Origin of the sequence: Vibrio sp. Hal054, from assembly GCF_037162405.1 — a bacterium.
Lineage (GTDB): Bacteria > Pseudomonadota > Gammaproteobacteria > Enterobacterales > Vibrionaceae > Vibrio > Vibrio diazotrophicus.
The window spans coordinates 2,433,286-2,445,539 of record NZ_JARLUT010000001.1 but is presented as its reverse complement, the minus strand read 5'-3'; the positions used below and the strand labels follow the sequence as shown (position 1 = coordinate 2,445,539).

The 12,254-nt window shown below is 43.7% G+C and carries 11 protein-coding genes and 1 pseudogene; all 12 read left to right on the top strand.

Annotation, left to right across the window (positions count from 1 at the left end):
• The first annotated feature begins 35 nt into the window (after positions 1-35).
• The 12 genes and pseudogenes from frr (at position 36) to rnhB (ending at position 12,227) form a co-directional block, all read left to right on the top strand.
• Positions 36-593: a ribosome recycling factor gene (gene frr / locus P4S58_RS11345; protein ID WP_337164018.1), complete on the top strand. Its 558-nt coding sequence runs from the start codon at positions 36-38 to the stop codon at positions 591-593.
• A 94-nt stretch (positions 594-687) separates the two neighbouring features.
• Positions 688-1,440, top strand: coding sequence for a polyprenyl diphosphate synthase (uppS, locus tag P4S58_RS11340; protein WP_042480131.1), 753 nt, complete (start codon positions 688-690; stop codon positions 1,438-1,440).
• A 16-nt stretch (positions 1,441-1,456) separates the two neighbouring features.
• A complete protein-coding gene (locus tag P4S58_RS11335) occupies positions 1,457-2,299 on the top strand; it encodes a phosphatidate cytidylyltransferase (RefSeq protein ID WP_337164017.1) in 843 nt (280 codons plus the stop codon).
• Positions 2,300-2,350: 51 nt separating this feature from the next.
• A complete protein-coding gene (gene ispC, locus P4S58_RS11330; RefSeq protein WP_337164556.1) occupies positions 2,351-3,559 on the top strand; it encodes a 1-deoxy-D-xylulose-5-phosphate reductoisomerase in 1,209 nt (402 codons plus the stop codon).
• A pseudogene (rseP, locus tag P4S58_RS11325) lies at positions 3,556-4,913 on the top strand (sigma E protease regulator RseP). Before ispC ends, rseP begins: the two are co-directional and overlap by 4 nt.
• Before the next feature lie 48 nt (positions 4,914-4,961).
• Entirely contained in the window at positions 4,962-7,376 is a 2,415-nt protein-coding gene (gene bamA, locus P4S58_RS11320; RefSeq protein ID WP_337164016.1) for an outer membrane protein assembly factor BamA, read from the top strand.
• Between the two features lie 14 nt (positions 7,377-7,390).
• On the top strand, positions 7,391-7,900 hold the full coding sequence (locus tag P4S58_RS11315) for an OmpH family outer membrane protein (RefSeq protein WP_337164015.1): 510 nt from the start codon (positions 7,391-7,393) through the stop codon (positions 7,898-7,900).
• Positions 7,901-7,929: 29 nt separating this feature from the next.
• Positions 7,930-8,964: a UDP-3-O-(3-hydroxymyristoyl)glucosamine N-acyltransferase gene (gene lpxD / locus P4S58_RS11310; RefSeq protein ID WP_337164014.1), complete on the top strand. Its 1,035-nt coding sequence runs from the start codon at positions 7,930-7,932 to the stop codon at positions 8,962-8,964.
• 127 nt (positions 8,965-9,091) lie between these two features.
• Positions 9,092-9,523: a 3-hydroxyacyl-ACP dehydratase FabZ gene (gene fabZ / locus P4S58_RS11305; protein ID WP_171137392.1), complete on the top strand. Its 432-nt coding sequence runs from the start codon at positions 9,092-9,094 to the stop codon at positions 9,521-9,523.
• 1 nt (position 9,524) lies between these two features.
• The gene (gene lpxA, locus P4S58_RS11300) at positions 9,525-10,313 is read left to right on the top strand and encodes an acyl-ACP--UDP-N-acetylglucosamine O-acyltransferase (RefSeq protein WP_337164012.1); all 789 of its coding nucleotides are present in this window, start codon (positions 9,525-9,527) and stop codon (positions 10,311-10,313) included.
• A 121-nt stretch (positions 10,314-10,434) separates the two neighbouring features.
• Positions 10,435-11,586 carry a lipid-A-disaccharide synthase gene (lpxB, locus tag P4S58_RS11295; RefSeq protein WP_337164010.1) on the top strand — a complete coding sequence of 384 codons (1,152 nt, stop codon included), beginning with the start codon at positions 10,435-10,437 and terminating at the stop codon, positions 11,584-11,586.
• A gap of 2 nt (positions 11,587-11,588) precedes the next feature.
• The gene (gene rnhB / locus P4S58_RS11290) at positions 11,589-12,227 is read left to right on the top strand and encodes a ribonuclease HII (protein WP_337164008.1); all 639 of its coding nucleotides are present in this window, start codon (positions 11,589-11,591) and stop codon (positions 12,225-12,227) included.
• The last annotated feature ends 27 nt before the right edge of the window (positions 12,228-12,254 follow it).

The window sequence follows — 12,254 nt, the reverse complement described above, 5'->3', positions numbered from 1 at the left end:
CACTCTCTAGATGAAACAAGAATTAAGGTGAAATTGTGATTAATGAGATTAAAAAAGACGCTCAAGAGCGTATGGACAAAAGTGTTGAAGCATTAAAAAACACCCTTTCTAAAGTACGTACTGGTCGTGCGCACCCAAGCCTACTTTCTGGTATCTCTGTGGAGTACTACGGTGCACCAACGCCTCTAAGTCAAGTTGCAAACGTTGTAGCAGAAGATGCTCGTACGCTTGCTATTACTGTTTTCGACAAAGAATTAACGCCAAAAGTTGAAAAAGCAATTATGGCATCAGACTTGGGCCTAAACCCGATGTCTGCGGGCACTGTTATCCGCGTTCCACTTCCTCCGCTAACGGAAGAGCGTCGTCGTGACCTAGTTAAGATTGTACGTGGCGAAGCTGAAGGTGCTCGTGTTGCTGTACGTAACATCCGTCGTGATGCAAACAGCGATCTTAAAGGTCTTCTAAAAGATAAAGAAATTTCTGAAGATGAAGATCGTAAAGCACAAGACGAAATCCAAAAACTGACAGACCTAGCTGTGAAGAAAATCGATGAAGTTCTTGCAGTAAAAGAAAAAGAACTCATGGAAGTTTAATCTCTCATAACTTTCAATGATATAAACGCTGTGCTCGCAGCACAGCGTTTAACTATGCTACTCTTCACCATCTTTTTATCGTCAAAACTTCCTTATGCAAAATTCGCAACTCTCTCCAGAAGCTTTACCACAACATATTGCAATCATTATGGATGGCAATGGCCGTTGGGCAAAAGAGCAGGGTAAACCTCGTGTTTTCGGACACAAGAATGGTGTGGCATCCGTTCGTAAAACAATCTCTACTGCCGCACGTTTAGGAATCCAAGCTGTCACCTTATTCGCATTTAGCAGTGAGAATTGGCGTCGCCCTGAAGAAGAAGTGGGTGTGCTAATGGAGTTGTTTATGACGGTTCTGACGACTGAAGTTAAGAAACTGCATAAAAATCAATTACGTCTGCGTGTTATCGGTGATAAGAGTCGTTTTAGTGAGCGCTTGCAAAATAAAATTGCTCAGGCAGAAGAGCTGACGAAAGATAATACAGGCATGTTGATCAATATCGCGGCAAATTATGGTGGTCAATGGGATATTACTCAAGCAACCCGAAGCATTGCGGAAAAGGTTGCGCAAGGTGAGTTGGTTGCTTCTGATATTACTGAGGAAACCATCCGTGCACATTTGACCATGTCAGATATTCCTGAAGTTGATTTAATGATTCGTACTGGCGGTGAATGTCGCATCAGTAACTTTATGCTGTGGCAGCTGGCTTATGCTGAGCTGTATTTCACGCCAACTTACTGGCCAGAATTTGGTGAGGAAAGTTTGGTTGAAGCAGTGACTTGGTTTGTTAATCGTGAGCGTCGTTTTGGCTGCACCGGTGAACAAATCAAGGCATTGATGGAAAAATAAAATAGGATTTTAAAGTTTGAAGCAAAGAATAATTACAGCGCTCATACTTGCACCTTTGGTGATTTTAGCCATTTTTTATCTCTCCCTTCCTTGGTTCATGGTTGCATTGGCAACGGTGACCTTTATTGGTTCATGGGAATGGACACAGTTTGTAAATGCTTCCTCTCGTTACCTTGCATTAGTCCCCGCAGTTATTGCTGGGGTAGGAAGTTACTTTTGGTTAGTCCCAGACGATGCTTGGTTCCATTCTCTCAGTGATTCTCATTTTTTGTTACTCATCGTGGGTAGTTTATGGTGGGTATTCTCTAGCTTTCTAGCTATTAGTTATCCTAAATCTCGCCCATGGTGGGAAAACTCCAATATTCTGCGCCACCTGTTTGGCCTTCTTACACTGATTCCGTTTTTCTGGAGTGTAATTTTCCTTCGAGCAGAAAATATTGCTGTTGATTCGTATCACGGTGCTCGTCTAGTTCTATTTGTTTGCTTTATCGTATGGTCTGCAGATAGCGGAGCGTATTTCGCTGGTAAAAGCTTCGGTAAGCACAAAATGGCGCCTGCTGTTAGCCCAAACAAAACGATGGAAGGCTTAGTAGGTGGTGTTATTGTGGCAATGTTGGTGGGGTGGATATTTGCCGACTTGTTTAGCATTCAATTCTCTTCTGTGCCTGTCATGCTATTCACCATCTTAGTAACGGTGGTTATTTCTGTGCTTGGTGACCTAGTTGAAAGTATGTTCAAACGAGTTTCCGGTATCAAGGACAGTAGCAATATTATTCCAGGGCATGGCGGTATACTTGATCGTATAGACAGCCTGACAGCCGCTTTCCCTGTTTTCGCTTTTCTTTACTTCATGCTTTAACAGATAGGCAAGCGCGTCTTGCCTATTCCTATTATTAACAACGGTTTTGCTATGCGTAAGTTAACGATTCTTGGTGCAACAGGCTCTATTGGTGCTAGCACACTTAAAGTAGTTAAAGAAAATCCAGAACAATTCCAAATTGTTGCTTTGGCGGCAGGTGTTAACGTAGAAAAAATGCGTGAGCTATGCCTGATTTGGAAGCCACAATATGCTGTGATGGCGACGGCTAAAGCTGCTCAAGAACTTTCCTTACAGTTGTCTGGGCTTAATCTTCGCACTGAAGTGTTATATGGCATTGATGCTATGTGTCATGTTGCCTCTATGGATGACGTTGATACTGTCATGGCCGCTATCGTTGGTGCAGCGGGCTTAGTGCCAACTATGGCGGCGGTTAAAGCGGGTAAACGAGTGTTGCTTGCTAATAAAGAAGCACTTGTAATGTCCGGGCAGTTGTTTATTGATGCTGTTGAACAATATGGTGCTGAACTTTTACCTGTCGATAGTGAACATAATGCTATCTTTCAGTGTCTACCTAGAGAGGTGCAATCTCAGCTAGGTCGCTGTGATCTCACTTCTAATGGTGTGTCTCATATTTTGCTGACAGGTTCGGGTGGTCCATTTCGCTATAGTGATATCAGCACGTTAGCAAGCGTTACTCCTGAGCAGGCGATTGCTCATCCTAATTGGTCTATGGGGCCTAAGATTTCCGTTGATTCGGCAACCATGATGAACAAAGGGTTGGAGTATATTGAAGCTAAATGGTTGTTTAACGCTTCAAGAGAGCAGCTTAAAGTGTTGATTCACCCTCAGTCGGTAATTCATTCCATGGTGCAGTTTAAAGATGGTTCCGTGATAGCACAGATGGGTGAACCAGACATGGCAACGCCAATCGCGTACACTATGGCTTATCCACATCGAGTTAGTGCGAGTGTAAAACCTCTAGACTTCACTCGTTTAAGTGAGCTGACATTCATGGACGTGGATTATCAACGATACCCTTGTTTGAAATTGGCTATTGATGCTTGTTATGAAGGACAACATGCAACAACATCATTAAATGCGGCAAATGAGATAGCAGTGGAGGCGTTCCTGAAAGGACAAATTCGCTTTACCGATATTGCAGTAATTAATGAACGTGTGTTGGAACAAGCATGTGGCTCTAATAACCAGTTACATTCCTACGACTTGGAAAGCCTACTAGAGCTAGATACAATGGCTCGCAAGCTAGCTAACCAAGCACTTAAAGAGCGTATATTATGAGTGGCATTTTGTGGAACTTTGTCTCCTTTATCGTTGCCCTTGGCATATTAGTCGCGGTGCATGAATTTGGACACTTCTGGGTTGCCAGAAAGTGTGGCGTCAAAGTCGAAAAATTTTCTATTGGTTTCGGTAAATCCATCTGGAGCAAAATTGGCAAAGATGGTACGGAATACAGCATCTCAATGATACCACTGGGTGGCTTCGTTAAAATGCTTGATGGGCGTGTGGACGATGTGCCTGCTGATCAGCAGTGCTATGCATTTGATAAAAAGCCACTTTGGAAACGTTCAGCTATCGTTGCTGCCGGTCCAGCATTTAACTTTTTCTTTGCGATTTTTGCCTACTGGCTGGTTTTCCTCGTCGGGGTCCCATCAGTTAAGCCTGTTATTGGCGAAGTTGTTCCTCATTCCATTTCAGCTCAAGCTGGTCTTGAGTCTGGTATGCAAATTAAATCCGTTGCGGGTGTCGAAACACTGAATTGGGAATCGGTCAACATGGGCTTGATCGACCATATCGGTGATAAGCAATTGGTAATGTCTGTAACATCTCAAGAAGGTGTTGGATTCGACGAAATTAAAACTTTAGACCTCTCAGAATGGAACTTTGATCCAGAATCAGAGTCTGCTATGGAGGCCTTAGGCTTTAAACCTTATACACCTGAAATTTATATGTCTTTACAGAGTGTATCCGAAGGGGGGCAGGTCAGCTTGCTGGTCTTGAGGTTGGTGATGTTCTGACGCACATTGATGCTATTGCTATCAATGACTGGCAACAGGTCGTGACGGCTATCCAAAACAGCCCTGACAAGCCACTTCAATTGAAAGTTGAACGACAAGGTGAAGAGTTATCTCTGGTTTTAACTCCTCAGGCAAAGAATGTTGCTCAAGGGAAAGTGATTGGCTTTGCTGGTATCGCACCTGAAGTCGCAGAATGGCCTGAAAATTATCGCTTTGATCTCCAATATGGTGTATTTGAATCGGTTGGTAAAGCGGTCGAAAAAACAGGGCAAGTTATTGGTTTAACCGTCAATATGTTGAAGAAACTTATTGTTGGTGATGTTGGTCTGAATAATTTAAGCGGTCCAATTTCGATTGCCAAAGGCGCGGGAACGACAGCCGATTACGGTTTGGTTTACTTCTTGGGCTTCTTAGCACTGATTAGTGTGAATTTAGGAATTATAAATTTGGTGCCACTACCGATGTTAGATGGCGGACACCTATTATTTTTTGCTATTGAGGGAATTACCCGTCGCCCGGTACCAGAAAAAGTACAAGAAATGGGCTATCGAATTGGTGGGGCAATCATTTTCTCCTTAATGGCCGTGGCATTATTTAACGATTTTACTCGCCTGTGATTGATTAGCATTAGGCAAAAGCTGTAGTAAGGAATAATTCAAATACATATGGCAATGAAAAAGATCCTTTTCGCGACACTGCTCGCAACCAGCGTGTCGGCGAACAGTGCCGAAAATTTTGTTGTACAGGACATTCAGATCAACGGATTGCAACGTGTGGCACTTGGTGCAGCTTTGTTGAAAATGCCAGTTCGTATCGGTGATTCTGTCGACTCTCAAGATGTTGCAGGGATTATCAAAGCGCTATACGCATCTGGTAACTTTGAGGATGTCAAAGTTCTAAGAGACGGTGACGTGCTGGTTGTTGAGGTGAAAGAACGCCCGACGATAGCAACGGTATCTTTCTCTGGTAACAAGGCAATCAAAGAAGAGCAGCTTCAGCAAAACCTCGATGCTTCAGGTATTCGAGTGGGCGAAGCATTAGATCGCACAACGTTAAGCAACATTGAAAAAGGTCTTGAAGACTTTTATTACAGTGTTGGTAAGTACAACGCGACCGTTCAGGCTGTTGTTACACCGTTGCCGCGTAATCGCGCTGATTTGAAGTTTGTTTTTACCGAAGGCGTTTCTGCAAAAATTCAGCAGATCAACTTTATCGGTAACGAAGTCTTTTCTGACGAAGAGCTTTTGTCTCGTTTTAACCTCAATGTTGATGTTGCATGGTGGAACTTCCTTTCTGATGATAAGTATCAGAAACAGGTTTTAGCAGGTGATATTGAAGCTCTTCGTTCTTACTATCTTGATCGTGGTTACTTAAAGTTTCAGGTTGAATCGACCAACGTTTCTATCTCTCCAGATAAGAAAGGTGTCTATATCACGTTGAACCTGACTGAAGGTGAACCTTATACAGTCAAGGGCGTAAAATTCCGTGGTGAACTTATCGGCAAAGAAGATGACTTCAATGCCCTGATTCCGTTTGAAGATGGCGAAACCTATAACGGCTCTGCCGTTACTCAGCTTGAAGAGGGCGTAAAACGCGTTCTTGGTGAGGCGGGGTATGCATATCCTCAAGTTCGTACGATTCCAGAGTTTAATGACGAAACCAAAGAAGTCTCCCTAGTTGTCAACGTAGAAGCTGGCAAGCGTATTTATGTACGCGACATTCGCTTTGTTGGTAACAATGCGACTCGTGACGAAGTACTTCGTCGTGAAATGCGTCAAATGGAAGGCAGTTGGTTAAGTTCGAAAGCGATAGATACGGGTAAAGCGCGTTTGAGCCGTTTAGGTTTCTTCGAAACTGTAGATGTACAAACAGTTCGAGTTCCGGGCAGCGAAGACCAAGTTGACCTTGTTTATAACGTTAAAGAAGCCAACTCTGGTAGCGTAAACTTCGGTATTGGTTACGGTACTGAATCGGGTGTGAGTTTCCAAGTTGGTCTGCAACAAGACAACTTCCTTGGTACGGGTAACCGCGTTGGTATCAGCGCAATGACCAACGATTACCAAAAGAACGTCACATTAGAATACCGCGACCCATACTGGAACCTCGATGGTGTGAGCTTAGGTGGTAAAGTTTTTTACAACCAGTTTGAAGCGTCGGAAGCGGGTATTGTTGACTATACCAATGAAAGTTACGGTACCAACCTGACTTGGGGTTTCCCGTTTGATGAACTAAACCGCTTTGAGTTTGGTGTCGGCTATACACACAACAAGCTCGGCAATTTGTCTCCTTACTTGCAGGTTGAGCGCTTCCTGATTGCACAGGCAAGCAATGTTGATAGCGATGGCAGTTTGGTGACAAATGACTTTGATATCAACCTATCTTGGACGCGTAACAACCTGAATAAAGGTTATTTTCCGACCGCGGGTAACTATCAACGTGCTTACTATAAAATGACCGTACCTGGCTCTGACGCACAGTTCTTTAAACTGCAGTATGATGTTCGCCAATATTTCCCATTAACCAAGAAACATGAGTTTGCGTTGTTGCTTCGCGGTCGATTGGGTTATGGTAATGGTTATGGTCAGACGGATGGTAACGACAACTTATATCCATTCTATGAAAACTTCTATGCGGGTGGTTTCACCAGTCTAAGAGGTTTTGGTTCAAACTCAGCTGGCCCGAAAGCGGTATATCGTGATTATTCGAGCTCCAACAATGGTTCGGATATTGCCTCTGATGAATCTGTTGGTGGTAACGCGATCGCATTAGGTAGTATCGAGTTAATCGTTCCAACGCCATTTGCATCGGATGAAGCGCGTAGCCAAATTCGCACCAGTATTTTCTTCGATATGGCAAGTGTCTGGGATACTGAGTTTGACTACCGTGATGGCGGCGCAGATTATGGTAACGAGTACTATTATGATTACTCAGACCCAACCAATTATCGTTCATCTTATGGTGTTGCACTACAATGGATGTCACCGATGGGCCCTCTGGTCTTCTCGTTGGCTAAGCCGATAAAAATTTACGAAGGGGATGATGAAGAGTTCTTCACATTCACCATCGGTAAAACGTTCTAATAGAGGAAAGTATTTTGAAAAATATGATGAAAGCTGCTGGTGTTAGTCTTCTTGTTCTTAGCTCATCAATGTTCGCAAATGCAGCTGAAGCCGCGCAAAAAGTCGGTTACATCAATACTGCGCAAGTATTCCAAGCATTGCCGCAGCGTGAAGTTGTGCTGCAAAAAATGAAAGCTGAGTTTGAAGATAAAGCGGCAGAGCTGCAAAGCATTCAAGCACAAGCTAAAACCAAGATTGAAAAACTGAAGCGTGACTCTTCTCTGATGAGCCAAGATGAAGTTGAAAAACTGCGTATCGAAATCGGTCAGTTGGACAGCACTTACAAAATCAAAGCTCAAGCACTGGACAAAGCGTCTGCTCAACGTGAAGCGGAAGAAAAACAAAAGCTATTCCAAGTGATCCAAGATGCTGTGAAGAAAGTGGCTGAGAAAGAAGGTTACGACATGATCATTGATATCAGCGCTATGCAATACGGAAAGCCTGAGTTCAATATTTCAGAAAAAGTAATTAAATCAATCAAATAACTAGCTCTTATAGACAAAAGCATTTAAACATGAAAACACTGACTTTAGCTGAATTAGCAGCAATTACTGGCGGTGAGTTACACGGTGATAGCAATGCTGTCGTTTATCGTGTTGCTCCGATGGACAGCGCACAAGAAGGCGATGTGACCTTTTTGTCGAATCCTAAATACAGCAAACACTTAGCGGAATCAAAAGCGACAGTGTTAATGGTGAAAGAGTCAGAGCGATCGCTGTGTCCGTCGAATGTGTTGGTTGTTGCTGACCCTTATGTTGCCTTTGCTAAGGTAGCGCAAGCGTTAGATTTGACGCCTGCACCGGCTGAAAATGGTGTGGCTGCAAGTGCCGTTGTCGCTGCAGACGTAGTCATGGGTACTAACGTTTCGATTGGTGCCAATGCTGTGGTCGAGTCAGGTGTAGAGTTGGGTGATAACGTAGTGATTGGTGCTGGCTGCTTTATTGGCAAAAATGCCAAATTGGGCAACAACACCAAACTTTGGGCGAATGTCAGTGTTTACCATGGCGTTGAAATCGGTTCTGACTGCCTGATTCAATCAAGCACAGTGATTGGTTCCGATGGCTTTGGCTATGCAAATGAGCGTGGCGAATGGGTTAAGATCCCTCAAATCGGTTCTGTACGAATTGGTAACCGTGTTGAAATTGGTGCATGTACCACTATCGACCGTGGTGCGCTAGACGATACCGTTATCGAAGATAACGTGATCATCGATAACCAAATTCAAATCGCTCACAACGTGCACATCGGATATGGTACAGCCATGGCTGGTGGTACAGTTGTCGCCGGAAGCACTCAAATTGGTAAGTACTGCATTATTGGCGGTGCAAGTGTTATTAACGGCCACATTACTATTGCTGATGGTGTCACCATCACGGGTATGGGTATGGTAATGCGCAGCATCGAAGAAAAAGGCATGTACTCGTCAGGTATTCCTTTACAACCAAACAAAGAGTGGCGTAAGACTGCGACTCGTGTTCATCGTATTGACGAGATGAACAAGCGTCTTAAAGAAGTTGAAAAGCAATTAGCGCAAAAAAACGACGCTTAAAGGCATATTTTACAGACCTTTGTCGATAAGGCTCGCAAAGTGCGAGTCTTTTTCGTCTATAATGCCGAAAAGATTTTTTGAAAATTTAATGAATAGGAATATGACTTTGACTACTGAAAAGAAAACGATGAATATCACCGAAATTCAGGAGCTACTTCCTCATCGCTATCCGTTTTTGTTGATTGATCGCGTAACAGATTATGAAGAAGGCAAATATCTGGTTGGCCTTAAAAACGTTTCAGTAAATGAACCTCAGTTTACTGGTCATTTTCCACAGCTACCGATTTTCCCTGGCGTACTGATTCTTGAAGCTATGGCTCAAGCTACAGGTTTGCTAGCGTTTAAATCTTTTGGCGCATCGAAAGAAAATGAACTTTACTACTTCGCAAGTATCGATAACGCAAAATTCCGCAAGCCAGTTGTTCCTGGCGACCAACTGATTATCGAAGTGGAATTCTTGAAAGAACGTCGTGGTATCGCTCTGTTTAATGGTGTCGCGAAAGTAGACGGTGAAGTTGTATGTTCTGCTGAACTAAAATGTGCACGTAGAGAGTTTTAAGATGATTCACGAATCAGCAAAAATTCATCCAAGCGCAGTAGTAGAAGAAGGTGCGGTGATTGGTGCAAACGTAACTGTTGGACCTTTTACTTACATCACTTCTGGCGTGAAAATTGGCGACAACACAGAAGTGATGTCGCATGTTGTTATCAAAGGTAATACGGTTATCGGTAAAGAGAACCGCATTTTCCCACATGCTGTTATTGGCGAAGAGAACCAAGACAAGAAATACGGCGGCGAAGATACAACAGTAGTTATCGGTGATCGCAATGTGATCCGTGAAGCGGTGCAAATTCATCGTGGCACGGTGCAAGACAAAGCGACCACTATTGTCGGTAATGACAACCTACTTTGTGTTAACGCGCATATCGCTCATGACTGTGTTGTTGGCAATAATACTCACATTGGTAACAATGCGATCCTTGGCGGACATGTAACTGTCGAAGATTACGCTGGCGTAATGGCGCTATCTGCCATTCACCCATTCTGTAGTGTTGGTGCTTATGCTTACGTTGGTGGCTGTTCTGCGGTTGTTCAAGACGTACCTGCATACGTACTTGCACAGGGTAACCATGCAACGCCTTTCGGTTTGAACCTAGTAGGTTTAAAACGTAACGGTTTTGAAAAAGCGGAGATTCGCGCAATTCAAAAAGCGTACAAAGAGATCTACCGCTCAGGTAAAACGCAAGCAGAAGTGTTGCCAGTGTTGAAAGAGATTGCGCAAGAATGGCCTGCTGTAGAACGTTTCATTTCCATTTTGGAAAAGACGGAACGTGGCATCATTCGTTAATTTGCGATTGAACTGACGATTGGAAAAGATCGCAACTTAAATGCTGCGGTCTTTTTGTGTTTTAAGGCTAGCGATATTCATTTGCTATGCTCACATTCTTCCATAATTTAAGGCTAAAAGTATGTCTGAAGCGAGAAAGCCGCTGCGCGTAGGTATTGTTGCCGGAGAGATGTCTGGTGATACGTTAGGTGAAGGCTTTATCAAAGCAATTAAGCAGCAATACCCAGACGCAGAGTTTGTCGGTATTGGTGGTCCGAAAATGATAGCTCAAGGGTGTGAGTCACTCTTTGATATGGAAGAGTTGTCTGTAATGGGCTTAGTTGAGGTGCTTGGTCGCTTATCTCGTCTACTGAAAGTCAAAGCTGAATTGGTTAAATACTTTACCTCTAACCCGGCAGATGTGTTTGTGGGTATCGACGCGCCAGACTTTAATTTGCGCCTTGAGTTGGACCTCAAAAATGCGGGTATCAAGACTGTGCATTATGTCAGCCCTTCTGTTTGGGCTTGGCGCCAAAAGCGAATTTTTAAAATTGAAGCGGCGACCAATCTTGTTTTAGCATTTCTACCGTTTGAAAAAGCCTTTTACGATAAGTTTAATGTCCCTTGTGAATTCATCGGACACACGTTGGCAGACTCGATTCCGCTGCAAAATGATAAATTACCAGCACAGCAACTTCTTGGACTTGATCCAACACGCCGCTGGTTAGCTGTATTGCCAGGGAGTCGTGGTGGTGAGATGAAAATGCTCGCACAGCCATTTATCGAAACCTGTCAAAAACTGCGTGAGAAATACCCTGATCTTGGTTTCGTTGTTGCCTTAGTCAGTCAGAAGCGTCGTGAGCAGTTTGAAGCTGCTTGGAAAGAGACGGCTCCGGAACTCGATTTTGTGCTGGTGGATGATACAGCGCGTAATGTCATTACCGCTTCAGATGCAGTGCTATTGGCTTCTGGCACAGTGGCGCTGGAATGTATGCTTTTAAAACGTCCTATGGTTGTCGGTTACCGCGTTAATGCATTAACGTATTTCTTGGCGAAGCGATTAGTGAAAACACCTTATGTGTCACTGCCGAACATATTAGCCGAGCAAGAGCTGGTAAAAGAATTGCTTCAAGACGAGTGTACCGTAGAAAACTTGGTGCATCATGTAAGCCAACTTTTGGATGGTGACAATCAAGCGATGCTGGAAAAATTTGCCGAAATGCATCAATGGATTCGAAAAGGTGCAGATGAACGAGCTGCTCACGCTGTACTGAAATTAATAGAGAAAGCGTAATTATGTCGACAAAAAAGACTTCAGTGAAGAAGCCTCCCCAAGAGTTACCTCCGTTTGAAATACCACAAGGCTATCAGTTGATTGCTGGTGTGGATGAAGTAGGAAGAGGGCCACTCGTTGGAGATGTGGTGACCGCCGCTGTGATTTTAGATCCTAACAACCCTATTGAAGGCTTGAATGATTCTAAAAAACTGAGCGAGAAAAAACGCCTCGCGCTTTTACCTGAAATTAAAGAAAAAGCTCTCGCTTGGTCAGTAGGGCGTTGTAGCCCAAAAGAAATTGACCAATTGAATATATTCCAAGCCACTATGGTTGCTATGCAACGTGCGGTTGAAGGTTTGGGCATTAAGCCTGATTTAGTTCTGATTGATGGTAATAAAGTGCCTCAGTTACCGATGGACACGATTGCCGTTGTCAAAGGTGACTTACGAGTGGCGCAGATCAGTGCTGCTTCAATCATTGCAAAAGTCGTTCGCGATCAGGAAATGGAACTGTTAGACAAAGAGTTCCCGCAGTTCGGTTTTGCTAAACACAAAGGCTATCCAACCAAAGCGCATTTCGAGGCGATTGAACAGCACGGTGTGATTGAGCAACACCGCAGAAGTTTTGGACCCGTTAAACGCGTGTTAGGCTTGGAATAAGCCCTGCAATACGTTTGGTATTGACGT